Annotated in this window: 25 protein-coding genes; 14 read left to right on the plus strand and 11 right to left on the minus strand. The window is 37.2% G+C overall.

The window, feature by feature from the left end:
* Nucleotides 1-2 precede the first annotated feature (2 nt).
* The 10 genes from CDOM16188_RS07955 (at nt 3) to CDOM16188_RS08000 (ending at nt 10,836) form a co-directional block, all read left to right on the plus strand.
* On the plus strand, nt 3-1,532 hold the full coding sequence (locus CDOM16188_RS07955; RefSeq protein ID WP_172201178.1) for a hypothetical protein: 1,530 nt from the start codon (nt 3-5) through the stop codon (nt 1,530-1,532).
* Entirely contained in the window at nt 1,532-2,164 is a 633-nt protein-coding gene (gene pilO, locus CDOM16188_RS07960) for a type 4a pilus biogenesis protein PilO (RefSeq protein WP_172201179.1), read from the plus strand. Before CDOM16188_RS07955 ends, pilO begins: the two co-directional genes overlap by 1 nt.
* A 44-nt stretch (nt 2,165-2,208) precedes the next feature.
* Nucleotides 2,209-2,592 (plus strand): hypothetical protein, encoded by a 384-nt coding sequence (locus CDOM16188_RS07965; protein WP_172201180.1) that lies wholly within the window; start codon nt 2,209-2,211, stop codon nt 2,590-2,592.
* Nucleotides 2,570-4,180, plus strand: coding sequence for a pilus (MSHA type) biogenesis protein MshL (mshL, locus tag CDOM16188_RS07970; RefSeq protein ID WP_172201181.1), 1,611 nt, complete (start codon nt 2,570-2,572; stop codon nt 4,178-4,180). Before CDOM16188_RS07965 ends, mshL begins: the two co-directional genes overlap by 23 nt.
* Nucleotides 4,170-4,991: an ATP-binding protein gene (locus CDOM16188_RS07975; protein WP_172201182.1), complete on the plus strand. Its 822-nt coding sequence runs from the start codon at nt 4,170-4,172 to the stop codon at nt 4,989-4,991. The genes mshL and CDOM16188_RS07975 overlap by 11 nt, the downstream gene beginning before the upstream one ends.
* Nucleotides 4,984-5,922 carry a transformation system protein gene (locus CDOM16188_RS07980; protein ID WP_172201183.1) on the plus strand — a complete coding sequence of 313 codons (939 nt, stop codon included), beginning with the start codon at nt 4,984-4,986 and terminating at the stop codon, nt 5,920-5,922. Before CDOM16188_RS07975 ends, CDOM16188_RS07980 begins: the two co-directional genes overlap by 8 nt.
* A 129-nt stretch (nt 5,923-6,051) precedes the next feature.
* Nucleotides 6,052-7,794: a GspE/PulE family protein gene (locus CDOM16188_RS07985; RefSeq protein ID WP_172201211.1), complete on the plus strand. Its 1,743-nt coding sequence runs from the start codon at nt 6,052-6,054 to the stop codon at nt 7,792-7,794.
* A complete protein-coding gene (locus CDOM16188_RS07990) occupies nt 7,791-9,035 on the plus strand; it encodes a type II secretion system F family protein (RefSeq protein WP_172201184.1) in 1,245 nt (414 codons plus the stop codon). The genes CDOM16188_RS07985 and CDOM16188_RS07990 overlap by 4 nt, the downstream gene beginning before the upstream one ends.
* A gap of 15 nt (nt 9,036-9,050) precedes the next feature.
* A complete protein-coding gene (locus CDOM16188_RS07995; protein WP_172201185.1) occupies nt 9,051-9,560 on the plus strand; it encodes a PAS domain-containing protein in 510 nt (169 codons plus the stop codon).
* Between the two features lie 10 nt (nt 9,561-9,570).
* A complete protein-coding gene (locus CDOM16188_RS08000) occupies nt 9,571-10,836 on the plus strand; it encodes a methyl-accepting chemotaxis protein (RefSeq protein ID WP_172201187.1) in 1,266 nt (421 codons plus the stop codon).
* Between the two features lie 235 nt (nt 10,837-11,071).
* On the opposite strand, the gene CDOM16188_RS08005 is transcribed toward CDOM16188_RS08000, so the two are convergent.
* Nucleotides 11,072-11,515: a GatB/YqeY domain-containing protein gene (locus CDOM16188_RS08005; RefSeq protein ID WP_172201189.1), complete on the minus strand. Its 444-nt coding sequence runs from the start codon at nt 11,513-11,515 to the stop codon at nt 11,072-11,074.
* 84 nt (nt 11,516-11,599) lie between these two features.
* Between CDOM16188_RS08005 and CDOM16188_RS08010 the strand changes: the two genes are divergently transcribed.
* From CDOM16188_RS08010 to CDOM16188_RS08020, 3 genes are all read left to right on the plus strand, one after another.
* Nucleotides 11,600-12,373: a pyridoxine 5'-phosphate synthase gene (locus tag CDOM16188_RS08010; RefSeq protein ID WP_172201191.1), complete on the plus strand. Its 774-nt coding sequence runs from the start codon at nt 11,600-11,602 to the stop codon at nt 12,371-12,373.
* On the plus strand, nt 12,361-13,287 hold the full coding sequence (gene pdxA / locus CDOM16188_RS08015) for a 4-hydroxythreonine-4-phosphate dehydrogenase (RefSeq protein WP_172201193.1): 927 nt from the start codon (nt 12,361-12,363) through the stop codon (nt 13,285-13,287). Before CDOM16188_RS08010 ends, pdxA begins: the two co-directional genes overlap by 13 nt.
* A gap of 109 nt (nt 13,288-13,396) precedes the next feature.
* Nucleotides 13,397-14,938 (plus strand): inorganic phosphate transporter, encoded by a 1,542-nt coding sequence (locus tag CDOM16188_RS08020; protein WP_169940720.1) that lies wholly within the window; start codon nt 13,397-13,399, stop codon nt 14,936-14,938.
* A gap of 47 nt (nt 14,939-14,985) precedes the next feature.
* On the opposite strand, the gene CDOM16188_RS11320 is transcribed toward CDOM16188_RS08020, so the two are convergent.
* The 3 genes from CDOM16188_RS11320 to CDOM16188_RS08030 are packed head-to-tail and all read right to left on the minus strand — an operon-like array spanning nt 14,986 to nt 18,649.
* Nucleotides 14,986-15,144 carry a hypothetical protein gene (locus tag CDOM16188_RS11320; RefSeq protein ID WP_253908154.1) on the minus strand — a complete coding sequence of 53 codons (159 nt, stop codon included), beginning with the start codon at nt 15,142-15,144 and terminating at the stop codon, nt 14,986-14,988.
* On the minus strand, nt 15,137-16,039 hold the full coding sequence (locus CDOM16188_RS08025; protein ID WP_253908155.1) for a hypothetical protein: 903 nt from the start codon (nt 16,037-16,039) through the stop codon (nt 15,137-15,139). Before CDOM16188_RS08025 ends, CDOM16188_RS11320 begins: the two co-directional genes overlap by 8 nt.
* A gap of 54 nt (nt 16,040-16,093) precedes the next feature.
* Complete coding sequence (locus CDOM16188_RS08030) at nt 16,094-18,649, minus strand: bifunctional aconitate hydratase 2/2-methylisocitrate dehydratase (RefSeq protein ID WP_172201195.1); 2,556 nt, start codon at nt 18,647-18,649, stop codon at nt 16,094-16,096.
* A gap of 128 nt (nt 18,650-18,777) precedes the next feature.
* Here CDOM16188_RS08030 and CDOM16188_RS08035 point away from each other — a divergent pair, with 128 nt between their 5' ends.
* The gene (locus CDOM16188_RS08035; protein WP_172201213.1) at nt 18,778-19,242 is read left to right on the plus strand and encodes a methylated-DNA--[protein]-cysteine S-methyltransferase; all 465 of its coding nucleotides are present in this window, start codon (nt 18,778-18,780) and stop codon (nt 19,240-19,242) included.
* 67 nt (nt 19,243-19,309) lie between these two features.
* On the opposite strand, the gene CDOM16188_RS08040 is transcribed toward CDOM16188_RS08035, so the two are convergent.
* From CDOM16188_RS08040 to CDOM16188_RS08065, 7 genes are all read right to left on the minus strand, one after another.
* Entirely contained in the window at nt 19,310-21,868 is a 2,559-nt protein-coding gene (locus CDOM16188_RS08040) for a molybdopterin-dependent oxidoreductase (protein ID WP_172201197.1), read from the minus strand.
* 113 nt (nt 21,869-21,981) lie between these two features.
* Nucleotides 21,982-22,560: a cytochrome C gene (locus CDOM16188_RS08045; protein WP_172201199.1), complete on the minus strand. Its 579-nt coding sequence runs from the start codon at nt 22,558-22,560 to the stop codon at nt 21,982-21,984.
* Nucleotides 22,561-22,753: 193 nt separating this feature from the next.
* A complete protein-coding gene (locus tag CDOM16188_RS08050; RefSeq protein WP_172201201.1) occupies nt 22,754-23,482 on the minus strand; it encodes a response regulator transcription factor in 729 nt (242 codons plus the stop codon).
* Entirely contained in the window at nt 23,475-24,293 is an 819-nt protein-coding gene (locus CDOM16188_RS11480) for a sensor histidine kinase (RefSeq protein ID WP_367649343.1), read from the minus strand. The genes CDOM16188_RS08050 and CDOM16188_RS11480 overlap by 8 nt, the downstream gene beginning before the upstream one ends.
* An 11-nt stretch (nt 24,294-24,304) precedes the next feature.
* Nucleotides 24,305-24,721, minus strand: a complete 417-nt coding sequence (locus CDOM16188_RS11330; protein WP_253908156.1) for a hypothetical protein — start codon at nt 24,719-24,721, stop codon at nt 24,305-24,307.
* 29 nt (nt 24,722-24,750) lie between these two features.
* Nucleotides 24,751-25,767: a bifunctional 3,4-dihydroxy-2-butanone 4-phosphate synthase/GTP cyclohydrolase II gene (locus CDOM16188_RS08060; protein ID WP_172201203.1), complete on the minus strand. Its 1,017-nt coding sequence runs from the start codon at nt 25,765-25,767 to the stop codon at nt 24,751-24,753.
* 175 nt (nt 25,768-25,942) lie between these two features.
* Entirely contained in the window at nt 25,943-26,374 is a 432-nt protein-coding gene (locus CDOM16188_RS08065; RefSeq protein WP_172201205.1) for a DsrE family protein, read from the minus strand.
* Nucleotides 26,375-26,565: the final 191 nt, after the last annotated feature.

The following is a 26,565-nucleotide window of genomic DNA, read 5'->3' on the forward strand; positions in this document are numbered from 1 at the left end:
AAATGTTTGGCAAAGATAAAATTAAAATTAAAAAAAACGGCAATAAGATCGAAAATGGCATTGTCTCGATAGATCCTTATACCCAAGATTCATATATATTTTCAAAAAATGAATTTGCTCAATGCAGTATAGACAAAGTAAATAAAGAGAATTTCTTTATATCTTATCTAAAATACAAAGATCTTATGATCGGTACGGCAGAGATCCCAGGCACCACCGAAGACGGTGATATCCCAGATCTCATAACTATAAAAGCTTACGAAGAATTCGATCTTGATACTTCAAAAGACTACAAGATAACATATAGCGAAGCTGATAGCGGTGGTTCTGAAAATAAGATATTTAATTTGTTTGTTATAGAAAGCGCCACTATCGGTAAAATTTTTAACCCGATAGCAAAAAAAACTTCATATATAGACTATATAGTTGCAGCCCCTTTGATGTTTGGAGGTTTGTATAAGAAAAATTTAATGTCTATTCAAAACACAGACGCGTTTGTAGTTATACAAAACGATGATGCTTTTCTTGCGGTTTATCAAAACGGAGAATACGTCCAGTCAAGACCGCTTAGATATTCTATAAAAAATATGAACGAAAAATTTTCCGTTCTTCAAGAGAACAGAATAGACGAATATTCTTTTATGCAAATTTTACAAAACAGCGAAAATGAAAAAGATAAAGAGCACTTGGCTCAAATTTTTGACGAGATAGCTTATTATCTAAGCGATATTTTAAACAGCATAAGCAGAGTATATAACGTAAAAATTCAAAATTTATATATATTAAGCGATGTAAACATAAGCGGTTTATGTGGAACCATAGAAAACAGAGTAGGAATACCTACAAGCAACTTTGATATCAAAATTTCGATAAATACAAAAGATATACAAGTAAGCAATCTAAGCACCATAATGACTCTCTTTGCGCAAAACTACAAAGAAGAGCATAATGACAATTTTAACTTCTCAACATTTTTACGCCCTCCTCCTTTGTTTAAGCGTCATAGCGGAAAGCTTATGCTATACATAGCCGCAGGATTTTTAGTGGCATTTGCTTATCCTGCATACCAATATGCGGTAGGATTTATGACTCAGCAAGAGGTAAACAAGCTAACCGATGAATACAATATCGCACATGCCGAAGAAACAAGGATCAAAAATGAACTTGCAAGAATCGGAGCTGAATACGAAGAGATCAAAAAACTGCTTGATAGTGAAAACGAAAAGATAGATTTTAGGAAAAATCTTCTAACCGAAATTCATGACAAAAAAGCCAATTATCCTATGAAGAGCGTAGTGTTATACGAACTAACAAAATTAATAAGCGAAAAAGATATAAAAGTAGGTAAAGTCGTAAACAACGATAAAAATATGACGATAATGCTTTTAAGTAACAACGAAAAACAGCTTACGGAATTTATACAAAACGTAAGCAACGAGATAAAATACTCTATAACAACACAAGAGATTATCTTTGATAAAAATAAACCAAATCCAACTTACGAAAGTAACGTTACGGTAAAGATTAAATAATGAAAAAAGACAGCACTTTAGTAAAAATAGACAACTATTTCGATAGTAAAAAAAGCAGTGAAGTATCTATGATACTTTTAGGAGTTTTGGTTTTGGTCGGGTATCTTACATATGCCTTATCTTGGGATCCTGCGCAAGATTTTTACGATACTACAGCAAGAGAGCATCAAGATATAACGTCTAAATTGTATCAGACGAATAATTATTTGGCTACAAATAATACAAGCAAAGTTCAAGAGCAACAAGCCAAACTAAATGCGCTAAAAGATAATCTTGAGACAGCCAAATTTACAAACCAATATTTTGACAATAAGCTAAAAGAGTTATCTTATCTTTTGTTTAATGAGCAAAATTGGGCTAAATTTTTAGACAGCTTGGCATTTTTAGCAGACAAAAACGATATAAAAATTGTAAAAATAGCCAACGAGTTTAAAAACCCCACACCTCAGAAAATTGAGCAAGTATTAGACATCAAGATAGACTTTGAAGGAGGCTTTAAAAATATCGTAGGATATATAAATTCTATAGAAGAATCCGATTTGGTAGTAGATGTAAATTCAATGGATATCAATTCCACCAAAAAAGATCTGATAGGAAATATAGGAATTTACGTATGGGGGATGAAATACTAATGAAATTTTATAAGATATCACTTATTATCGCATCTTGTTGTTTCATGTTTGCAAACGAAACACCTCAAGATGTCAAGCAAGAGAACATACAAGAGTATGATCAAATGTTTAAGGCCATAAATACTCCAAGAAAAGGGCTAAATGACGGTAATATAAGCAAGATACCAGATCCTTTTTTAGTTCAAAAATCTACTCCAAAGACAATAGACGAAAATGGTTCAGAAACAGGAAGTTCTACTCTTAGTCTGCATGCAATATTTGGAGATAGAGTTAAAATTAATAATAAATGGTACAAAACAGGTGAGAAAATAGGTGAATACAAAGTTGGCAAAATTAAAAAATCAAGTGTGATTTTAGCCAGCAAAGAACAAAATTTAGAATTAAATATTACTCAAGGAAAGAATAATGTCGGCATTAAAATTAAATAAAATACTAGCAATTATTGCTTTTTTAGCTTTTTCTTTTTCATCGGCAATGGCTGCTGATAGTTGCAAAACTAGAATTTTTAACCTAAAAATAAGTGAACAAGTTTCTATACAAGAAATTTTAACGCAGCTTTCAGATCTTTGTAACTTTAGTGTTATCACAAAAGACCAGTTTGCTAAAAATGCTATAAGTGAAGAGGTGTCAGGAATAAACATTAAAGATATGACGTTAAACGAAATTTTTAATATTTTGCTTCACGAAAAAAACATCAACTATACTTTTGAAAAAGGTGTATTAAAAATTTCGGCTCTTCAAACAAAAACATTTAAGATAGACTATATAACCTCGGTCAGAGAAGGAACCGCGATAACAAAAGCTTCTGTGGACTCAGCACCTATAGAAGTTGGTAACGAAGATGATGAAAAAGGCGCGGAAGATCTTAAAAAAGGCGGCGGGAAACTTGATAACCTTATTAGAACAGTTGAAAGATTTGACTTCTGGGAAAAGCTTGATGCCGAAATCAAAGCCATCCTAAATAACACCACGGAAACTATAGTGGCTCCTGATCCAATCATAAATTCTAATGCAGGGCTAGTTACCGTAACAGGAACAGCTGCACAGATAAAAAGAGTTTCTGAATACATTGAAGATGTTCAAAATCGCCTTAGAAAACAGGTAATAATAGATGTTTCAATAATATCTGTTGAGCTTGCAAACAGCTATACAAAGGGTATTGACTGGAGTAAATTTAATATAGGGTTTAAAACAGGGCTATTTAACAGATTTATACCAATAGGTATGACCGAAGAAGTCACAAAAGACGCTGCAGGCAATCCAACTACAATACAAAAATTCACTTATGGATCCACTCCAGGAAATACCATACACTGGTCTTCCAGAAATAATCAAAATAGTTTAAATAAAGGTTTGTCACAAACCATAAATCTAATACCTGGCTTTACATTTAATCTTGATGGAGTTATAAATTTCCTTGAAATAAATGGAAAAACAAAAGTGGTATCAAATCCAAAAATAGCTACTTTAAACAATCAGCAAGCTCTTATATCAGTAGGTGATAATATCAACTACAGGGTTAAACAAGAGAGTTCAAATGACAATGCCTTAAGTGGCAAAACAACTATCACATATAAACAATACTCAGTATTTATAGGAATTTTGTTAAACATACTTCCTGAAATTTCAGATGATAACAAAATAATGCTTAGAATCAATCCATCTTTAAGCAGCTTTAAATACAACGAAGATGACACAAGACAAACAACAGCCATAAGAGAGATAGCTCCTGATACAATCCAAAAGAAGCTTTCTACAGTAGTTCACGTAAATAGTGGTGATACTATAGTCCTTGGAGGTCTTATAGCTCAAAGCAAAGGCAAAGAAAATACTAAAGTTCCTTTCCTTGGCGATATACCTGTTTTGGGTCATGCATTTAAAAGCACAAAAGATCAGCTTAAAACAACCGAGCTTGTATTTATAATAACACCAAGAATTATAGATATCTCATCACCTACACCGGTAAAACAGACTTTAAAAGATTTAGGATTTTCAAGGTCAACGTATGAGCAATAACAAATATACGGTAATAAAACATCTTTTTGCCGAAGACAATAAAGATAGTAGTTTTATACACTTAGATAAATCTTTTGCAGCATATAAAAAGATCATGAATTTGATCGAAAAGCCAGTTAAGCTTATACTTTTTTACGGTAATCCGGGATGTGGCAAAACATTTTTGCTAAAAAAAGTTGTAGAGGATCTAAAGGATAGAGAAGATATAGTATTTTTTTCATATCCATTTTTTAATGAAAATGAATTTATGACATCTCTTTACGAGGAAATTTTCAAAGAAAAGCCTACAGAAAAAATTCAAAATTACGAAGAGTTTACAAGAATTTATAAATCAAAATTTAATGAAGAAAATAAAAAAGTTTTTACGGTTTTGCTTGATGAAGCACAACTTTATCCTGAACTTTTGATAGAAAAACTTCGCTTACTTTCAGATAGCGGATTTTTTAAATTTCTTTTTGCAATTCGCAAAACAGACGAAGAGCACGTCTTGACAAAAGACTATTTTAAAGCTAGAATTTGGGAAAGTATAGAGATGAGTCCTCTTGAAGTTAATGAGATGAGAGTTTATATGGAAAGTAAACTACAATCCAAAAAATTTGATTATCAGTTTTTAAAATTTACGGATGAGCAGTTAGAACTTATAAATAATATCACAAGAGGAAGCCTTACAATGCTTAATAGGCTTATGTTTAATTTCTTTGAGCTTTATGAGTATTTTGAGGATAATCAACCAACAATAATCAGTACGGACACAATGAGTACAAAAATTTTAGAGATGGCAGCCATCAGATCGGAGCTTATCAATGCTTGAAGTACAAGAAATTTTAGAATTAGAAAAAAAATGGAAAGCTTATGACAAAAAAAGAGCAAATCCAATTTCTAAAGAAAAGACTCACTATAACTATTTATTAGTAGCACTCCTTGCAGCTTCTGTTACCACAGCTTCGCTTGTGTTTTTTTATCTTGAAGAACCAAAAATGAAAGTTGCAGTGGCAAGCACTAATAGTACAACACAAGAAGTTAGACAATCTTTTGGAACAAAAGAGCCTAATATAAATAGCTCATACACTACAACAACAAAAGAACATGAAACTTTGACAGAAGAGTTGCCAAGCGGAACTCTTTTAAACCAAAACTATAATAATTTTGCGAGCAATGAAAATAGCATTGAGACAGAGAAGCAAGATATAACATCTTTAGCGCAGATGAATTCTCAGCAAAATCAGCAAGGATGGATATATTTAAATGAAAATGCTCAATCCTCTTTTGAAGCAAAAGCAAGCGGTGAAGTCGAGATACAAGAGTTAAGAAAACAAGTTTTATTTACAGCTCCAAATGAAGAGGCTATAAATTTAGAAGCGGATACTCAAAGTATACAAAATAGCATTATGGCTGAAAAAGACGAGGATAATTCATTTAAAATTCAAATCCAATCATCAGGTCCTGAGATATCTGTTGATGAGTTAAAATCAAAATTTGACAGGACAAACAGTTCTGAGCTTGCTACTTTGATAGCTAAAAAATATTATGACATACAAGACTATAAAAGTAGTGAAAAATGGTCTGTTATAGCAAACGAACTTAACAGCGACAACGAAGAAAGCTGGGTTATTTTTGCAAAATCAAAATACAACCTAGGGCAAAAATACGACGCTGTTAGGGTTCTTAAAATATATAATGAAAAAGCAAATTCAAAAGAGATTGAAACTCTAATAAAACATATTGAAAATAGTTCAATATAAATCAACATTTTTGCCGAGTCTATTTAAACAAATTTAATAGACTCGGCTTTTTTAATAAAAATATCTATTTAAACTATACAATGTTTAAAAATTAGTTAGTTATTATAACAAGGAGTGTTTGTGATAGATATGCCATATGAACTATTCTTATCTACCGCTTTAAAAAACAATCTAATATCCCAACAGCAAAAACAGGAAATAGAAGAGCTTTTATCCCAAGATAATAAATTTGAAAAAATAATCAAAGAAGTTGCACCAGATATCCAAGAACAAACAATCATCAACATCTTATCTGAGCTTTACAGAACTCAACGAATAAGCATAGCCAATATCCTAGAAAAATTCATCATAAATTTAAGCGATTTTTTAAAATTTACGGCTAAAAAATTTGAACTTGAATATATGGATTTAGACACTATAGATATAGATTATAGGCTATCTGAAAAAACCTCTCTTGCTCAACTAAAGAAATACGAGGCTTTACCTGTAAAAGAAGATGAAGTAAGGGTTTATGTAGCCTTCAGAAACCCATTTGACATAGCTGCTCAAGATAGACTTCAAAATATATTTAACAGAAAACTTCTAAAAGTAGTCATAGCAGATCCTTTTCAAATAGATAAGCATCTTAATAAAATAGAACTAAGCGAAAGTATAAAAGGCATAGTTGCTGATATAAGAAAAGAGCTATCTACGACCGCATCCGCGGGAGATGAAAATAGTTCGGGAATTTTAAAACTTATTGAAGTTATCCTAAAAACCTCAATACTAGGCAGAGCAAGCGACATACACATAGAGCCTACAGAGACAAACTGTATCGTAAGAAGCAGAATTGATGGCATGCTAACAGAAACCTTTATCTTTGATAAGGACATCTATCCTCCTATGGTATCTCGTATGAAGCTTTTATCCAACATGGATATAGCCGAGCGTAGAAAGCCTCAAGACGGTCGTTTTTCAGCTCAGATAATGGGCAAGGAGTATGATTTTCGTATCTCTACTCTTCCGATACTAAACGGAGAAAGTATTGTTCTTCGTATTCTTGATAAGTCAAAAGTACTAATAAGCCTTGAAAATTTAGGCATGCATCCTCAAAGCTTTGCCAAATTTAATAAAGCAATGAAAGCTCCTTACGGCATTATCTTAGTAACCGGTCCTACGGGCTCCGGTAAAACCACTACACTTTATGCTGCACTTAATGATATAAAGAGTGTAGAAACGAAAATTATAACTGTCGAAGATCCTGTCGAGTACCAGTTAAATATGATACAGCAAGTTCATGTAAATGAAAAAGTAGGACTTACTTTTGCTTCAGCACTTAGGTCTATCCTTCGTCAAGACCCGGACGTCATAATGATCGGCGAGATCAGAGATCAAGAGACGCTTCGTATAGCCGTGCAAGCAGCACTTACCGGACACTTGGTATTTTCCACTTTGCACACAAACGATGCTATAAGCGCTGTTACAAGAATCGTAGATATGGGTATTGAGCCGTATCTTATAAGCGGTTCTTTAGTAGCTATAGAAGCGCAAAGGCTTGTTAGAAAACTTTGTCCAAATTGCAAGCAAAAGACAACTATCCCTCTAACTCTTCAGGAGCAATTCAAAGACTATCTTCCTCAAGATTATCAGTTTTATAAGCATGTAGGCTGTGAAAAATGTTCTCAAACGGGATACACCGGAAGAGAGATGATAAGTGAAATTTTACCTATCAGCGACAAGATTGCAAGCATGGTAGCAAATGGAACAACAAAAGAAGAGATTAAAAAAGTAGCCTACGAAGAGGGCTTTATAGATATGTTTAAAGACGGTATCATAAGAGCTGCAAGAGGCGTAACGACTATAGATGAAATTTTAAGGGTTGCTAAAACATGAAATATTTTGAAGTAGAGTATATGTCAAAAGGCCGTAAGCAAAAGATGGTCTTAAGAGCAAATAATCAAAACGAAGCTAAAAACGTAGCAAAAATGAAAAATGCTGGTGCTATAGTTAAAATCGGAGAAACCAAAAACGTTCCTCTTGAAGAGCAGTTTCAAGATATACTTTCAAGAGCTAAAAATTTTGTTCAAGGCTCAAAGGTAAAAACTCCGAATTTAGTAGCCGCCGTAAGACAGCTAAGCGTAATGACAAATGCCGGAATTTCAATCCACGATAGTATAAAAGAAGTTGCAAACGCTACAGAAGATAAAAGACTTAAGGCTATTTTTTCAAATTTAAATGACGATTTAAATCAGGGTCAAAGCCTAACAGACGCCATCTCAAATTTTAGAACCGAGCTTGGAGATGTAGTAATAGCCATGGTTAAACTTGGCGAAAATACGGGTAATATGGCAGAGTCTTTACAAAAACTAGCAGATATCTTGCAAGAAGTTTGGGATAATCAGCAAAAATTCAAAAAAGCTATGAGATATCCTATGATAGTAATTACTGCCATAGTCATAGCTTTCGTAATACTTATGATGTATGTCGTGCCTAAATTTAAAGAGATATTTGAACAACTTGGTGCAAATTTACCGCTACCTACAAGGATTCTTCTTGGCATAGAAAACGCCTTGAACAACTATGGTCTTTATATATTAGGGGCTATTATACTTATAATATATGGCATAAGATATATGTATAGGACAAATGAAGACTTTAGCTACAACTTTGATAAATACCTGCTTAAAGTCTATCTTATAGGCAATATTATTTTTTATTCAACCATGAATAGATTTAATCTCATCTTTACAGAGCTTGTAAGGGCCGGAATTCCTATCGCTGAAGCTCTTGATACTGCAACTTTAACTGTTTCAAACCAAGAGATAAACAAAAAACTATCGACAGTTAAAATAGCTGTACAAAGAGGTATTTCACTTACTGATGCGTTTAGAGATACAGAGCTTTACGAAGGTATGCTTATACAGATGATTAGCGCAGGCGAGCAAAGCGGTAGTATAGATGCGATGATGGAAAAGGTAACGGATTACTACAAGGTTAAATTTAATGACATAGTAGATAACATATCCGCTTACATTGAGCCTATTTTGATAGGATTTATCGCTGTTATGGTAGTCTTTTTAGCACTTGGTATATTTATGCCTATGTGGGATTTAGCAAGCGCGGTTAAAAATTAAAATTAAAGAAAAAAGATGAATTTAACTACAAATTCAAAAGAGCGTCAAGTAAGCAGCGACGCTTTTTTAGTATCAAAAACCGACACAAAAGGCAAGATTACATATTGTAATATGCCTTTTGCGGAAATTGTAGGCGCAAAAAGCTCAGAACTTATAGGCAAACCTCATAACATCGTAAGACATCCCGATATGCCAAGAGTCATATTTAAATTTCTATGGGAATACATAAAAAACAAAAAAGAAATTTTTGCATATGTCAAAAATAGAAGCTTTGACGGATCGTTTTACTGGGTATTTGCAAATGTTACAGCTTCGATTGACGAAAGAGACAACATCATAGGTTTTTACTCGGTGCGCAGAAAACCAAATCCAAAGGCACTTGAGGTCATCATACCTCTTTATAAAGACTTGCTTAATGCGGAAAAAAGCGGCGGAATGGACGCTTCGCTAAAGCTCTTTGAGCAAATTTTAAAAAAGAAAAATACAACTTATGATGAATTTATGAATAATCTGCAAAGATTATAAGAGGAAAATTATGTTTTTTAACAAAAATAAAGTAAATTACGATGAAATTTTAGATGTAATTTCTCAGGCAAGAAACGGAATTTTAGAACCAAGAATACTAAATATAAACCCAAACGAACCTTTAGGTCAAATAGCTCTTGGCATAAACGACCTGCTAGATCAGATAGAGGCTTTGCAAAGAGAGATGGGCACTTGCGTAAAATCGGCCGAAAGCGGGATCGCATATAGAAATATTTTTACAGATGGTTTTAGGGGTCTTTTTAAGATAAATGCCCAGTCTATGAGTGAAGGCGTAGAGGGTATAAAAGCAGGTCAAAAAGGCAAAACCAGAGGAATTCTTTCTGAGAAATTTAGTGAGCTTGGCAACGGCAATACTGGCATAGCTGACGCAAAAAAAGATCTTGATCAAAGCATAAAAGACCTAAGTGAAATTTCAAGCGTGGCGCAAGACACTTCAAGCAAGGCAAGCGAAGGTATAATCGCCGTAAATGAATTAAGCTCAAATATGAACGATCTTGAAAATTTAATTACCGATTCAAGCGAGGCAATTAGAAATTTGACTAACAGAACGGCCGAGATCAGCTCTGTCGTAAATTTAATAAAAGATATCGCAGAGCAAACAAATTTGCTAGCTCTTAATGCGGCCATCGAAGCGGCGCGTGCAGGAGAGCATGGGCGCGGATTTGCCGTTGTGGCAGATGAGGTTAGAAAACTAGCCGAAAACACACAAAAAGCAACAAGCGAGATCGGCATAAATATCCAAACCTTGCAGCAGCAAACAAACGATCTAAACGAAAATTCAAACAAAATAACACAAATAGCCCAAGTAGCTAACGTAAGCGTTGCTAATTTCAGAGAGGCGATCAACGTATTTAGTGAGGGGGCTACAAAAACGGCTCAAATTTCAAAACACGTTGAAAATAAATCAATAGGAATCATGGGCAAAATCATCCAAGTGATCTACAAACAAACCGCCTATAATAACGTTATAAACGAACGCGGATTTGACGAGGTCATGCAAAAACAATTCGAAAACATGCATAATTGGTATGAAAATGACTACAAGAAATACTTTGGTTCAACCAAGAGCTTTGACAGGATTAAAGAGCCCGCTAAGCAGCTTGATGAACTGATGCTTAAAAATTTAGAAGAGTCAAAAGACGGCTACACAATGGATGATATTGAAAAATTCGTAAGTAGATTTAAAAAGCTAAAAGATACGAGCAGCGACATATTTAAGATTATAGACGCGGTCATCGAAGAAAGTAAAAAATAGAAAAATAAAAGCAAAATTTGCGATTGCGAAATTCAAATTAAATTACGAATTAAAACGCAAAAACTTGTAAACAAGCGTTTGCGTTTTAAGAGCTAATTTCAAATCAAACATCTTTATCTTGTCTTTAAGATCAATTTCAAATTTTAAAGGCAAGATAAAGACAATTCAATAAAATTCTTTTGTTTTAAGCATAATACACGCCACAAATTTAAAAGGCAAAATAGCCTTTTAAATCTTACATAAGAAGTTTTTTAGCACACTCCCCTATTCTCTTAGCATCACAAGTTGCACCCAGTCTTTCTCTTGCCAGCTTTGATACATTTCCTATGTCTTTTACGCTTGACGCACCAATCTCAGCGATTATATCTCTTATTTTGGCTTCTAGCTCTGTGTCATCCAGTTGCTTTGGCAGATACTCACTAATGATCTTCATCTCGTCTTCTTCAGCCTTAGCCAGATCCTCACGCCCGCATTTTGTGTATTGCTCTATAGAATCAACCCTTCTTTTTACCTGAGTTTGCAAAATTTCAAGCACTCTTTCATCGGTCATCTCGACTCTTTCATCCACTTCAACCTGTTTTATAGCCGAATTTAAAAGTCTTAGTGTATCTCTTCTAAAATTATCCTTTTGCTTCATTGCAGTTTTTATATCTTCTAAAATTTGCTCTCTTATCGTCATTTCTATCCTTTAAATTTGATTTTGAATTATAACAATTGTAAATTTAAAGCAAAATTTAATATAATCAAATAAAAAAGGATAGACATGCTACTTGGCGTAAACATAGATCATATCGCGGTTTTAAGAGAGGCTCGTCGCGTAAACGATCCGGACATCCTTCAAGCTTGCTTTAGCGCCTGCATGGCAGGAGCCGATCAGATAACGATCCATCTTAGAGAAGATCGCAGACATATAAACGAAACTGACACGCAAAACATCATAACTCACTCCAAAATTCCTGTAAATTTAGAGTGTTCAATGGATAAAATCATTATTGATCTGGCTATTAAGCTAAAGCCTGCAAGAGCCACTCTGGTACCTGAAAAAAGGCAAGAGCTAACAACCGAAGGCGGGCTAAATTTACAAAGTCCAAATTTACAAGAAGTTATCAAAACTCTAAACGAAAATGATATCGAAGTTTCGCTCTTTATCGATCCCAACCAGGAAGACATCATGCTGGCTCACGAGCTTGGCGCGCAGTGGATCGAGCTGCACACGGGAGCTTATGCAAATACCTTTTTAATGCTTAATTCAAATTTATCCCACAGCAAAGACTCTATAAAAGAGCTTCAAAAGAGCAAAAAAGAGCTAAGAGAGATTTTGGAATTTGAGCTTTCAAGGATCAAGCAAAGCGCAAAAGAGGCGAAGTATCTCGGGCTAAAGGTTGCAGCAGGTCACGGATTAAACTATCAAAACGTAAAATTTATAGCTGAAATACCGGAAATTTCAGAGCTAAACATAGGGCAAAGTATCATCGCAAGAAGCGTATTTGTAGGGCTTGAAACCGCCATCAAAGAGATGATAGCGTGTATAAAATAGCAGTTAGCGTTGGCGATATAAACGGAGTGGGCATAGAAATCGCTCTAAAAGCGCATGAAGAAATTTCCAAATTTACAGAGCCGATTTACTGTATAAATGAAGATTTGCTAACTAGCGCTCTTAAAATTTTAGAAGTAAGCAAGCCTGAAAATTTTAAAATTTATGAATGCGGAGAAAATTTTAAGATAAAGCCCGGCAAGATAAGCAAAAAGAGCGGAAAATTTTCTTTTGATTCGTTTGACACCGCTATAAATTTGGCTCTGTCAAAAGAAGCGGACGCTTTCGTAACCATGCCTATCAGCAAGGAGGCGTGGAGTAAAGCCGGGATAAAATTCGTAGGACACACAGACTACCTTAAGCATAGATTCAAGCAAGACGCTATCATGATGATGGGATGCGAGGAGCTTTTTGTGGGGCTTTACACCGATCATATAGCGCTAAGAGATGTTTTTAAAGAGATAAAAACAAAAAAGATTTATAAATTTCTCATAAATTTTTATGAAAATACGAAATTTGAGCGTATCGGAGTTTTGGGATTAAATCCCCACGCAAGCGATAACGGCGTGCTTGGAGGAAGCGAAGAAAAGCAAATACAAAAGGCTATAAATTTGGCAAACAAAGAACTTAAAAAAGAGATCTTTACAGGACCTTTGGTGCCTGACGCGGCCTTTAATCCTCGCTCGCTTAAAAATTTAAACAGACTGGTTGCAATGTATCACGACCAAGGACTTGCTCCGCTTAAGGCACTTTATTTTGATAAAAGCATAAATGCAAGTTTAAATCTGCCGATAATTCGCACAAGCGTAGATCACGGAACTGCATTTAATATCGCATACAATGGCATAGCTGGCACTTCAAGCTATATCGAAGCTGTTAAATTTGCCGTTAAACTTTGCGAAGAGAGAAATCTATAAAAACAGCAAATTATTTTAATGAATTTCAAATACGACTAGCCAAATTTAGCTAGTTTAAAAAATTTGTAGCTATAATAATTTTAAACAAAACTACTCATTGGAGGCATTTTTGGCTCGCGACAACCTCTTTGCATTTTGTATGTTTATGATAGCCTCTATAGGCTTTTTTATCTGGGGTTATCAGTATATCCCTTCTCACCACTTCTTGTTATTTTTGGTTGCCAGCATATTTGGTATCTTTATGGCGTTTAATATCGGTGGAAACGACGTAGCCAACTCCTTTGGCACAAGCGTAGGAGCCAAAACCGTAACTATCAAGCAAGCCCTTGTCATCGCCGCTATTTTTGAGTTAAGCGGGGCTATATTTGCAGGCGGAGAGGTTACTAAGACTATAAGAGAAGGCATTATCAAATTTCCTGAAGCAGGCATGGATCCTATGCTCTTTGTCATCATCATGATGTCAGCGCTTCTAAGTTCAGGGCTTTGGCTCTTTATCGCTTCTAAAAAGGGCTTGCCGATCTCTACCACTCACTCGATAGTAGGCGGTATCGTGGGTGCTGGACTTATAATGGGCTTTACTACGATGGACGCAAAAAACGCTATAAATATGGTCTCTTGGGCAGGTATCGGCAAGATCGCCATAAGCTGGGTCATATCGCCTCTGCTTGGAGGAATTCTCTCATACATCATCTATGGCTACATAAAAACCAGAATTTTAACACCTACTAGAAAATATAACCTCGAGCTAAAAATGCTAAAAAGAGAGCGCAAAGCATATAAAGAGCGATACTTACGCGAGCTTAAAACAAAGCCGGTTGAAGAGCAGATCAAAATTCTAAGCAAGATCGCCATAGTCGATGAGGACGAAGAAGGTAGCGAAAAGAGCGAATACAAAACGATGATAAAATCTATGAAAGAACGTGAAAAGAGCATAGACACAAGCCGCGCAATGAGAAAGCATATCCCTATAGTTGCGGGCTTTGGCGCTATCATCATATCTTCCATGATGCTATTTAAGGGTCTTAAGCACCTGAATTTAGGTATCGGCTTTATAGGTACTGTTTGGATCATCTGCGTTATCGGTATAGTAACATACCTTGCCACGCTTGCGATGATAAACGTCATGAGCAAAAACGACGCAGAAAAGAGTACAAATCGCATATTTTCATGGTTTCAGATCTTTACGGCTTCATCTTTTGCATTCTCGCACGGCGCAAACGACATAGCAAACGCCGTAGGGCCTTTTGCCGCCATACTTGACGTGCTAAAAACAGGCAACATAAACGCCACGGCTCCGATCCCTAGTATCGCTATGATAACGTTTGGTATTTCGCTTGTGGTCGGGCTTTGGTTCTTGGGTAAAGAGGTTATCACCACTATCGGCTCAAAGCTTGCCGAAATTCTACCTACTACGGGCTTTAGTGCAGAGCTTGCGGCAAGTACGGTTATCCTGCTAGCTACCAAACTTGGTATACCCGTATCATCAACTCACATCTTAATAGGAGCCGTTCTTGGTATAGGCATACTAAACCGCGATGCAAATTGGGCTATGGTTAAGCCTATCGTGCTTGCTTGGGTTATAACCCTACCGATAGCAGGCGGATCGGCGGCGATAATTTATATGGTGCTTAAAAGCCTGCTTGGGCTATAAAATTTCATTTTGATACTACAAATTTGAGGCAAAAGAAGCCTCAAATTTTATTTATTGTCTTTTCCAAAGAATTCTGTTATTAGCTTAGTATTACACTCTTCTAAATGATACTTCTTACCGCCGTCACAGCGGGTTGAAGAACTTCTTGATTGACTACCCACTGCTTTTATAAGACTCTCTACCATTATGCCTTTATATCTAACCATAATATATATTATCCGCCAATATCTTGCCTGTGTTTCTATCATTTATAATTCCTCCATAGTTAAATTCTATTCCAAGTAAATTATCAAATATAGTTGTTATATTAGGTTTAAGTTTCATTGGACGACTATGAGGATCTTGGGTTAAAATCTCAATAGGAGCTATCTCATCTTCTGAAATTTCTTTACGGGCTATACATTTATCTTTGTAGATCTCTTTGAGGTTTTTCATTCTAGCAGTAATGTACTTTATTACTTTCTTCGGTATTTCTATATTGGCTACAGAAATATTTCTATCTTGAATTAGTATCTCTACATCTTTAATGATTTGTTTCTCGTCTTTTTTGTTTGAATTAAGTTCGTTATAAAACCTTTCTAGCTCATCAGGAGTTATTAGGCTGTTTGAGATGTTTTTTAAAAAGGTTTTAACGCTTATCTTAGTGGACAAATAACACTCTTTGGCTCCATCATTATCAAGATAAATTCTAAAATACTTACCGTTTGTGGCATTGTTTTCGCTTTTTTCTTTATAGTCTATAAAATCCACATAGCCGTTCATTAAAGAGATAAAATTTGCATCGGTTACGTTTTCGGGAAAATTGAATAATCTAGTTGTAGTAGGATATAATACAGGGAAATTATATATATTATCCTTCATAATTTTACTCTCTCCCAAATAATAAGCATTTATACTAGGCTCGTCATAGATATTTATATTTGCATACTTATAGCTATAATAATAACCAACAATCCAAATTACCAACAAATCTCCAAAAAACACTAAAAACCATATAAGAAGCGCTCTTAGCTTACGTATGCCTTTGGGTCTGATTAAAGCCATAAAGAAAGTTACGATAAGAAGTATTAGGATTATAAAAAAAGGAGTTGCTTCATGCATATTAGTCCTTTAGCAAGCGGGCAAATTCGCAAATTTACCCGCTTAAATCGGAATTTAATCTATCTTAAAATTCTCTATCTCATTAAAATTTAGATATCTGTAAATTTCATCTTCTTTGCCTGCGATTTTACGAGGAACTATCCTCATATATTCTTCCACGCTCGGAAGTCTTCCAAGCAGAGCGCAAACTGCAGCAAGTTCTGCGCTTCCAAGATAGACCTTCGCGCCAAGCCCCATTCTGTTGTCAAAATTTCTAGTCGAGGTTGAAAAGACCACGGCGTTATCCTTGACTCGCGCTTGATTTCCCATACAAAGCGAGCAGCCAGGCACCTCTATACGCGCTTTTACGCTTCTAAACACGTCATAGTACCCTTCACGCTCAAGCTCATCTTTATCCATCTTCGTAGGCGGCACAACCCAAAGGCGCGTAGGTATCTCGCCCTCACCTCTTAGCACCTCGGCTAAAGCGCGGTAGTGTCCGATATTTGTCATACAGCTTCCTACAAATACCTCATCGATCTTCTTAGCACGTCTTTCATCGGCTAAAATTTCACTAAGAGTCGCCACGTCGTCAGGATCATTCGGACAAGCAAGTATCGGCTCGGTTATCTCGTCTAAATTTATCTCTATCACCTCGGCATACTTGGCGTTCTTATCAGTTTTTAGTAAGGTTGGATTTGCCAGCCACTCAAGCATCTTTTCGCGCCTTCTTTCAAGAGTCGCCCTGCTTTCATACCCTGCCCTCATCATCGCTTCAATGAGAGTTATATTTGATCTTATATACTCTATCACCGGCGCTTTATCAATAGCCACCACACAGGCAGCTGCGGAGCGTTCGGCTGAAGCGTCACTTAGCTCAAAAGCCTGCTCTACTTTTAGGCTCTCAAGCCCTTCGATCTCTAAAATTTTGCCCGCAAAGATATTTTTCTTGTTTTTCTTTTCAACCGTAAGCAGCCCGCACTTGATCGCGTAGTAAGGTATCGCATTTACAAGATCTCTGAGCGTGACGCCTCTTTGAAGCTTGCCTTTAAATCGCACTAAGACGGATTCGGGCATATTCAAAGGCATAACGCCAAGCACCGCCGCAAACGCCACAAGACCGCTTCCGGCTGGAAAGCTTATGCCGATAGGAAAGCGCGTATGACTATCGCCGCCCGTTCCAAGCGTATCCGGAAGCACCATGCGATTTAGCCACGAGTGTATGACGCCGTCTCCTGGTTTTAGACTAACTCCGCCGCGAGAATTCATAAATTTCGGCAAAGTCTTATGCGTGATCGCATCGCTTGGCTTAGGATAAGCAGCCGTATGACAAAAGCTCTGAAGCACGAAATCGGCCGAAAATCCAAGGCTTGCAAGCTCTTTTATCTCATCTCTTGTCATAGGCCCCGTGGTGTCTTGACTGCCTACGGTCAAAGTCAAAGGCTCAACGTAAGAATTTGGCCTCACACCTTGCATGCCGCACGCCTTGCCTACTATCTTTTGAGCCAGAGTAAAGCCAAATTCACCCTCATCCTTAGGCTGAGTAGGCTTAGTAAATATCTGCTCATCTCCTAAATTTAACGCCGCTCTAGCCTTCATGCAAAGCCCTCGACCGATGATAAGCGGTATACGCCCGCCTGCTCTAATTTCATCAAGTAGGGTATTTGGCATAAGCGTAAAGCGACTTACAACCTTACCCGCTCGCACTATCTCGCCTTTATACGGGTAAATTTCTATCTCATCGCCCGTCTCAAGCGAGCTTACATCAGCGATTATAGGTAGTGCGCCGCTATCTTCTGCGGTGTTAAAAAATATCGGAGCGATAGTCGTGCCGATAACTATGCCGCCTGTTTTCTTGTTTGGCACGCCGTCAATGTCTCGCCCTAAATGCCACTGGATAGAGTTTATGCCGCTTTTTCTACTTGAGCCGGTACCCACCACATCGCCTGCATAAACCACTTCGAGACCGCCTTTTTTAAGCTCAGCTATCTTATCAAGACTTCCGGGTTGTCGGCGTATCAGCATAGCATTAGCATGAAGCGGGATATCAGAGCGAGTAAACGCCTCACTTGCAGGGCTTAGATCATCAGTGTTCGTCTCTCCAGGCACCTTAAATACAACCGCCTTTATCACCTCATCAAGCGGCTTACGCGATAAAAACCACTCTGCATTCGCCCATGAGATCATAACTTCCCTAGCAAATTCGTTACTTTTGCTTAAATTTAGCACGTCATTAAAATAATCATGCACAAAAATCGTCTCTTTAAGCACCTCACAGGCAGCCTTTGCCACTGCTTTATCGCTATTTTGAAGCGAGGCTATAAGCACGATCACGCTATATCCGCCAAGCATAGGCTTTAGCATGCTTACCGCGCTTAGCTTATCAATGCTAGCGATCTTTACATCGTGATTTATAATCTCGTTTAAAAATTCAGCCTTTACCTTAGCCGCATCATCAACGCCAGGATTTACTCTAGTGGCAAGTAAATTTATAAGCTCGGCTTGCCTTTTATCGCCATCTTTTAAAAGCTCGCAAACTTCCTGTGTCTGCTCTGCGCTTAAAGCAAGCGGCGGAATACCGAGCAATGACCTTTCATCAACGTTTTTTTCATACTCTTTAAAAAAATCCATCACCGATCCTTTTGCTTAAGTAAATAAGCTGAAATTTTTAACTATTTAGCCCTATTTTATCCAAAAACGCATAAGAAACTAAACTAAAATTTGCTAAATTTAAGGATATGAAACCAAAAGGAGTAAATTTGCAAAAAGCCTACTTAAAATCCCCTATCGGCATCTTAGAAATTTGCGCGGACGAAAACGGAATTTGCGAGCTAAATTTCGTTGATAAATTTGTAAAAACAGAGATAAAAGATGAAAATTTAAAGCTTTGTTTAAAAGAACTTGATGAGTATTTTAAAGGAAATTTACGCGAGTTTAAATGCAAATTTCAAATTTCAGGCACTCCTTTTCAAAAAAGTGTATATGAGGCGCTACTTAAAATTCCTTACGGAAAGACTATAACCTACGCCCAGCTAGCTAAAAACATAGACAACCCAAAGGCTTGCCGCGCGGTTGGTTCCGCAAACGGCAAAAATAAAATCCCTGTCATCATCCCATGCCACCGAGTAGTAGCCGGCAATTCACTTGGCGGATACTCAGGTGGAGAAGGCTTAAAAACAAAGGAATTTTTACTGAATTTGGAAAAAAGAATTTGTAAATTTTGACAACTATGAATAACTAAATTTTAAAAAGATAAATTCTACCGCCGAATAAAGCGGTAGAATTTGGATATCACATAGCGAATTTCGGATCGCTAAATGCAGTTAGTTTAGGCGCAACGCCTGTAAATTTCTCGATATTTACCAGAGCCGTATGAGCTATATTGCCGTTTGCAAGCTTGCTGGTCGGTATATCTATGGTTAGTGCGTTTGCAGAGCCGTTTTTGCAAAGTCCGTTCATATCAGGATCATACCAAGCGCCCTCGCAAAGCCTTACGACGTTTCTTGATATGTTTTTAGTTACGACCGCACCTGCTAACGCCTCTCCTCTGGCGTTAAACACGCGAACCAAATCACCGTCTTTTATGCCAAGCTCTTTAGCGTCTTTTTCGTTTATCCAGATCGGTTCACGATTTGCCACTGCGTAATTGTCGCGGATGCTCGTATTGCTTAGCTGAGAGTGAAGTCTATCCGCAGGGTGAGCGCTTATCATATGGAATTTAGCAGGCTTATCCTTCATACCCAGCCACTCGATAGGCTCAAACCACATAGGGTGAGCTTTGCAGTCATCATATCCCATCTTTTCGATAGTTTCTGAGTAAATTTCTATAAGACCTGACGGTGTTCCCAGTGCGTTTAGGATAGGATCTTCTCTAAATTCGCCGTGTCTTATCCATTGATCACTCTCCGGAGTAGAAGCAAATGTCACAGGTTCATTTGCCGCCCAAAATTCATTAAACGGTTTCATGTCGGTTACTAGATCAGGCACTGAGATTACTTGATTATAAGCTGCGTCATAGTACTCTTTGATCCAGTCAAATTCGTCTTTGCCGTTATCGGTATATGCTACGACTAGATTTTTAGCGTAAGCCTTGCAAAGATCACTAAAAATTTGATAGTCGTCTCTTGACTCTTCAAATTTTTCAACCACTTGTTTCATAGGGACGATGTTCATATTTGAATAATCGCCCGTCATCGTGATGTCGTTTCTCTCATAAGCCGTTGTGGTTGGGAACACGATATCAGCCATCTTTGCTGTCGGTGTCCAGTAAGGCTCATTTACGACGATGGTGCGAGGTTTTTGCCAAGCTTTTACAAGAGTGTTTGTATCTTGATGGTGGCAGAATGGATTGCCGCCGACCCAGTAGATAAAGTCTATATCAGGATATGTTATCTTCTTACCGTTGTGATCTATAACTTTACCCGGATTTAGCAATGCATCGGCTATCCTAGCTAATGGGAATACATACTCGGTTGCTTTTGAAAGCCAACTTTGACCAGTGCCGCTTGCCGCTACAGGTTTAGCTATAAAGCGACCATTTTTATCAAAGCTTCCCGTATTTGTGCCGATAAATTCACCTTCTTCGTTGAAAAATCCTAAACTTGCACTATTCATACCGCCGATTACTCCGCCTTTGCAAGTAGGAGCACCGCCGTTTGAGTAATGATAGCTTAAGCCAAAGCCGCCGCCCGGAAGTCCGATCTGACCCAGCATAGCAGCTAGAGTTACCATAGCCCAGTGAGGTTGCTCGCCGTGATGAGCTCTTTGCATACCCCAACCACTCATTAGCATAGTGCGGTTATTCATAAAGGTATCTGCAAGCTCTTTGATAAGAGACGCTTTAAGTCCGCAAATTTTGCTCGCCCAATCCAAATCTTTTGCCACTCCGTCCGTCTTACCTAGCAGATAAGGAAGGAATTTATCAAAGCCGACCGTATAAGTCGAGATAAACTCTTTATCGTATTTATCGCTTGTATATAAGTAGTGCATCATACCAAGCATCATCGCCGTATCGGTATTTGGAAGCGGAGTTACCCACTGAGCTTTATCGAAATATTGAGCCGTCTCGCTCTTAATAGGATCGATGATTATTACTTTTTTGCCTGATTTTTTAAGCTCTTCAAGGTATTTAAAGCCTTGCTCATCAGTACTCGTCCAAGCTATCCTAAGTGTGTTTAGAGGGTTTGCTCCCCAGATAACGACTACTTTTGAATGCTCAAGTATAAGCGGCCAGCTGGTTTGCTGCTCATAAACCTCTATACTTCCCATAACGTGAGGCATGATAACTTGGCTTGCTCCTGTGGAATAATCGCCAAGGTGTCCCACAAATCCGCCGCTTAAATTCATAAATCTATGAAGCAAAATTCTGGAATTATGCACGTTTCCGCTTGATTTCCAGCCGTAGCTTCCTGCAAATACGCTTTGAATTCCTTTTTCTTTTCTCGTCTTTTTAAGCTCTCTGGCCACAAGCTTGATAGCGTCTTCATATCTTACCCTAACCCACTCGTCTTTGCCTCTAAGTTCCGGCTTTGGATTGTTTGGATCCATCAGATAGCTTTTGCGCACCATCGGATATCTTATGCGACTTTTATATACCATATCGGCGGTAAAATTTTGAAGCGGATTTGGTATATCGCTTGTCTTTTGGATAGGGTTTGAGCCGACGATCACTCCGTCTTTAACCTCTACTTTTAGCATACCCCAGTGAGCTGCGGTATTTACCGTGCCGTTTTTGACAAGGCCGGAATTTAGCTCATCTGCAAGCAAATTCGTAGCTGCAACCTTTGAAATTAGCGGAGCTCCTGCTAAAAGCGCGCCGAATTTTAAAACATCTCGTCTTTGTCTGTTCATTTTTTCTCCTTATAAAAATATCTTTGTATCCTTAATCCGTCTCCAGCCTTCGTATCGCTTTGCGATATACTCAAGGCTATTCGCTTAGGCACAGACGCGAAGCAGTTCGCGTCTTACTTCGCTCCTGCGCTCACATCCGAAGAGTGTTTTTGTAAATACTGAGTGATGAGCCACTCATCTTTTTTATCTATAGCGGTTCTGCTAAGCATTGATTTTACAAGATTTGGCCATTGGTTTGCTTTGTAGTGGTCGGTCGCATGAGCTGTGTGGCAGATGCCGCAGTTATCTTTATACATCTGATCGGCTCTTGCAAACATAGAAGAAACTTCATTTACAAATTCACCCTTAGGAGTGTAAGCGACAACTTCCACTTTGTCCCATTTGCCGTCTTTACCCTTTTCAATCATCTTATAATCAATCTTTGCCGTCTTAGCAAAAGCCGCCGCTATGACGCGCTGTGAATCACTATAATAAATCACGTTATCTACGGCAGGATTTTTATACCCGCGAATTACTACTTTTACTCTATCGGAACCCTCCTCGCTTATTTTAACGGCATTAGTCGGAAGTAGTCTGCCTATGGACTTATCCGAAGTCGCATCTAAAAATAGCGGCTTAACAACATCGCTATAAACATCTCCCGATGCAAACAGCGAACAGGCTATCGTTGCTGACAATAATACTTTTTTCATATTTCTCCTTTGTCGTGGTTGTAGAGAAATTATAGATAAAAAGTATGATTTAAATATGATTTTTTTGAAATTTACGAAATTTTATGAATTTATTTAAGTAGTTTTGTATATTTAGAAAATTTTAATTAATACACTTAATTTTTAGTTTAGCGGTTTTCTATTGCTTAGCTGATTATAATTTTTGTATTTTATCTTACACATACCCCACCCCGCTTATAGTCCTGTCGCATTCCTCATTTAAGCATAGCTTATAACCTCTTCCTTGAGCGTTTTGTATAAGTTCCGGGTAGAGCTTTTTACGAAGCTTATAGACAAAAGACCTTATAGTGTCGCTTGTGCAGCTTTCGCCCTGCCATACGTTAGCCTCAATCATCTCAAAGCTAACGGTTCTAGCTTGGTTTTTAAGAAAAAGATGAAGCAGCGCTTGCTCCTTTTTCGTTAGCGCTACTACTTCGCCGTCTTTATAAAGCTCTCTTGTAAATGCGTTAAACACAAAGCCGTTTTTAAGATCCACGCTTGCAAAATCGCTTCTAAATTTGTTCGCCGCAAAACTCATCATCATCACCAGCTCGCGCTTATCAAACGGCTTTTTAAGCACGCCCGAGCTCTTAACTTCAATGGCGCTTAGCATATTTTCATCGTTATCATAAGCGGTTAAAAATATTATAGGCACGTTCTCGTCGCTCTTTCTGATTATCGAAGCCATCTTAAGCCCGCTCATTCTAGGCATATTGATATCAGAAACTATCAAATTTATATTATGCGAGTTAAAGCACTCTAACGCCTCTTTTGCATCCCTGCAATCGTAAATTTCGTTTGTATAGTGCGCCAAAGCGCTTTTTATCGCCTCTCTTAAGTCATCATCGTCCTCAACAAGAAGCAAATTTACATCTTTTAATATCTCTTTTATCTTGCTATACATTGTCCGCCTCTCTAGCCTCTTTTTTTAGATAAAGCGCGAATTTAGTAGGCTCTTTCGCACTTTCAAGAACAAGTCTTCCACCAAGCTTATCGGTAGCTAAAATTTTAGCCACATAAAGCCCCATGCCCGTTCCGGTGTCCTTTTTAGTAGTAAAAAACGGTTCGTAAATCATCTCTTTACTCTCTTTTACGCCTCTTCCGTTATCACTTACGCTTATGCAAATTTCATTTTTAACACTTTGCAAATTTATCCAAACTTTAGGCTCAAAAAATACATCTTCCTTCATAAACTCTACAAGCTCATCTTTGGAATTTGAAAGTAAGCTTAATAAAATTTGCTTCACGTAAGAAGGGGCTGCGTAAACCATAAATTCACCATCTTCGCATATAAATTCAAACGAAATTCCGTTTGTATTCATCTGAGGCTTTACTATAAACTCAAGCTCGTTTATAACATCTTTTACATTAAAATTTATTATATTATTATCGTTTTTATAAAAACTTCTAAAAGCTTTTATAGTTTCATCCATAAGACGAACGCCTTTTTTACAGCGATTAAGATGCTCTGCAATCTCATCAAACCTATCTTCGTTTAAAGAGTCTTCAATATTTTCAAGCGATAGCAAGATAGAGCTTAAAGGCTGGCGTTGCTGATGAGATATGGAGTTTATCATCTCGCCCACAACCGCCATCTTTGCATTTGCTATTAGCATTCTATGGTGCTCGGCTTCGTTTTGCTCAAGCTCTCTTTCATGCGTTACATCGCTTGCAGTGATGATAAATCCGTCAAATTTGACCCCACCCTCAAGCACGCTTGAGATATTTAATCTGTAAAAAAATTATTAATAGAAACAATGAAATTTTGATTATCATAAGGATTGTTTTTCAAATTTGAGAAATTGTTTAAGCACTCAAGATGTTTGGAGTTTAAAACAAGAGTATCAAATTCTTGCTCGTAGTATCTTTTGCTTTCAAGAGCAAAAATTTGCTCAAATTTTTTATTGATAAATTTGACGATACCGCTTTCATTTACAAGCAAAAGCCCTAAATTAGGAGTTTTTGCAAAAGCTCGCTCTATGTCGTTTTGATGCTGAGTTTTTTTACCTACAAGCAGATATATAAAAAATCCTCCAAGCGTAAAACCCGCCAAAATAAGAAATTTAAAATCGCCACTAGCGTAATAAAACCAAATGCAAAGCAGTTCAAATGTCAAAAACAGAGCCGAAATAACTTTTTGCAAAAATCCTCCTTGGTTTTGCAAATTTAAGCTTAATTAAGCTCCTTATACTCAACTATATCAAGTCCAAATCCGCCAAGAGCTACGAATTCTCTATTTTTGCTTGAGCTTAGAAGCTCGATCTCTTCGATCTCAAGCTTTCTTAAAATTTGAGCTCCGATACCAAAGTCCTTAATAGTGCTATCGCAGGTCTTTTCCTCTTGCAAAAACACCAAAATACCGCCATTTTCGCTTAGATACTCGATGGATTTTAAAAGCTCTTCAAATTTAGCCGAGGTTAATAGCTCTATATCGCTTGTAGTTTTATGAAATTTTACATTTGTGCGCTTGCTTATCTCTCCAAAAACAAAAGCAAAATGCACCTGATCCTTATGGTCGGTTATTTCGTATTTTATAGCGTCAAAGCCCGCTATTTTCGATTTTGACTTTTCTTTTACATGAATTAAACTCTCATGCTTTAGTCTGTATTCTACAAGCTCTGAAACAGAGACCATATTAAGTCCGAATTTCTTGCAAAACTCCTCAAGATCGGCTCTTCTTGCCATATTTCCGTCTTCTTTTACGATCTCGCAAATTACGGCTGATTGCGTAACGCCTGCGTATTTGCAAAGATCAACCGAACCTTCAGTGTGACCCGTGCGGCTTAGCACGCCTCCTTTTTTGGCTATAAGAGGAAAGATATGTCCGGGCTTTACAAAATCTTCGGGCTTAGAGGTATGATCTGTGGCTAAACGTATCGTCATATCGCGTTCATAAGCGCTTACTCCGGTTGTGGCAGCCTTTGCGTCAATGGTAACTGTAAAAGCCGTCTCGTGGCAAGATGTGTTTTTATCAACCATCAGATTAAGCTCAAGCCTTTTTGCGATATCTTCAGAAATCGCAAGACACAAAACTCCCTTTGCGTGAGTGATGGCAAAATTTACTTTTTGCGTATCGCTAAATGCGCCCGCAAAGACTAAATCACCCTCGTTTTCGCGATCCTCGTCATCAACCATCACAACCATTTTACCGTTTCTTATATCGGCAATCGCCTGCTCTACTCTATCCATTTTTTCTCTTTATGATTAAATTTATATGAATTATACCCGTTTTGTTTAAAATTCAAGATTAAAAATATAGGCCAGCAAAATAAGGCTTCAAAACTAAAAATAAAAGTATGAATAAAAGGATATTAAAATAGGCTTTATCTATTTGAAAGCCTATTTTTGCAAGAAAAAAGTAAATTTAATAGCTTAAATTTTTGTATTCCCCATCAAGCAAGCTTCTAGCCACTTCATCAGGAGAAGCAACTTCAACGCCCTCTATAAGAGCTGATTTATCAAGTCCTTTGTTTGGAAGATATAAAGGACAAACTTTAACACTAGCTCCGTTTTTTATCGCTCCTTGCAAAAGATCTTTTGGTGATTTATTAAGCGGTTTTTGCGGCTCGCTTTTGCTCTCTTTAAGTGCAAGATCTCCCGCTTCGGAGCAAAGAACTATCCTTACGTCCTTTTTTTGTTCAAGTGTTTTTGTGGATAACACCATCGCCATCATCTGCGTTTGAGTATCGGATGCCGTAAGCATTACGTTAAGGCCTTTTATCTCGCCGCCAGAGGCGTATAAAGTGGTTACTAACGCGCTTCCTAAAGCTAAATTTAACAAAGTCTTTTTTAGCATTTTGTCTCCTTTAAATAAAATTTAAAGACATATTAGCAAAAACCGACTTTAAATTTGGTGACTTTGTGACATAACAGTATTAATTTAATTTATTAGTATTTTTAGTTTCTAGTTTTTAAGAAGAGATAGCAAATTCTTTTTTATAAAAGAATTTGCGTTTTTACTTGCCTATACAGTCAAATTCTAAAACC

Origin of the sequence: Campylobacter sp. RM16188, from assembly GCF_012978795.1 — a bacterium.
GTDB lineage: Bacteria > Campylobacterota > Campylobacteria > Campylobacterales > Campylobacteraceae > Campylobacter_A > Campylobacter_A canis.

Coding starts and splice junctions, on each gene's coding strand:
- CDOM16188_RS11320 (WP_253908154.1), bottom strand. CDS start 15,144: ATGGTTAGATATAAAGGCATAATGGTAGAGAGTCTTATAAAAGCAGTG.
- CDOM16188_RS08000 (WP_172201187.1), top strand. CDS start 9,571: ATGTTTTTTAACAAAAATAAAGTAAATTACGATGAAATTTTAGATGTA.
- CDOM16188_RS08065 (WP_172201205.1), bottom strand. CDS start 26,374: ATGCTAAAAAAGACTTTGTTAAATTTAGCTTTAGGAAGCGCGTTAGTA.
- CDOM16188_RS07985 (WP_172201211.1), top strand. CDS start 6,052: ATGCCATATGAACTATTCTTATCTACCGCTTTAAAAAACAATCTAATA.
- CDOM16188_RS07965 (WP_172201180.1), top strand. CDS start 2,209: ATGTTTGCAAACGAAACACCTCAAGATGTCAAGCAAGAGAACATACAA.
- CDOM16188_RS08045 (WP_172201199.1), bottom strand. CDS start 22,560: ATGAAAAAAGTATTATTGTCAGCAACGATAGCCTGTTCGCTGTTTGCA.
- CDOM16188_RS08050 (WP_172201201.1), bottom strand. CDS start 23,482: ATGTATAGCAAGATAAAAGAGATATTAAAAGATGTAAATTTGCTTCTT.
- CDOM16188_RS08040 (WP_172201197.1), bottom strand. CDS start 21,868: ATGAACAGACAAAGACGAGATGTTTTAAAATTCGGCGCGCTTTTAGCA.
- CDOM16188_RS08010 (WP_172201191.1), top strand. CDS start 11,600: ATGCTACTTGGCGTAAACATAGATCATATCGCGGTTTTAAGAGAGGCT.
- CDOM16188_RS07980 (WP_172201183.1), top strand. CDS start 4,984: ATGCTTGAAGTACAAGAAATTTTAGAATTAGAAAAAAAATGGAAAGCT.
- pilO (WP_172201179.1), top strand. CDS start 1,532: ATGAAAAAAGACAGCACTTTAGTAAAAATAGACAACTATTTCGATAGT.
- CDOM16188_RS08060 (WP_172201203.1), bottom strand. CDS start 25,767: ATGGATAGAGTAGAGCAGGCGATTGCCGATATAAGAAACGGTAAAATG.
- CDOM16188_RS07995 (WP_172201185.1), top strand. CDS start 9,051: ATGAATTTAACTACAAATTCAAAAGAGCGTCAAGTAAGCAGCGACGCT.
- CDOM16188_RS08030 (WP_172201195.1), bottom strand. CDS start 18,649: ATGGATTTTTTTAAAGAGTATGAAAAAAACGTTGATGAAAGGTCATTG.
- mshL (WP_172201181.1), top strand. CDS start 2,570: ATGTCGGCATTAAAATTAAATAAAATACTAGCAATTATTGCTTTTTTA.
- CDOM16188_RS08005 (WP_172201189.1), bottom strand. CDS start 11,515: ATGACGATAAGAGAGCAAATTTTAGAAGATATAAAAACTGCAATGAAG.
- CDOM16188_RS08025 (WP_253908155.1), bottom strand. CDS start 16,039: ATGCATGAAGCAACTCCTTTTTTTATAATCCTAATACTTCTTATCGTA.
- CDOM16188_RS07990 (WP_172201184.1), top strand. CDS start 7,791: ATGAAATATTTTGAAGTAGAGTATATGTCAAAAGGCCGTAAGCAAAAG.
- CDOM16188_RS07975 (WP_172201182.1), top strand. CDS start 4,170: ATGAGCAATAACAAATATACGGTAATAAAACATCTTTTTGCCGAAGAC.
- CDOM16188_RS07955 (WP_172201178.1), top strand. CDS start 3: ATGTTTGGCAAAGATAAAATTAAAATTAAAAAAAACGGCAATAAGATC.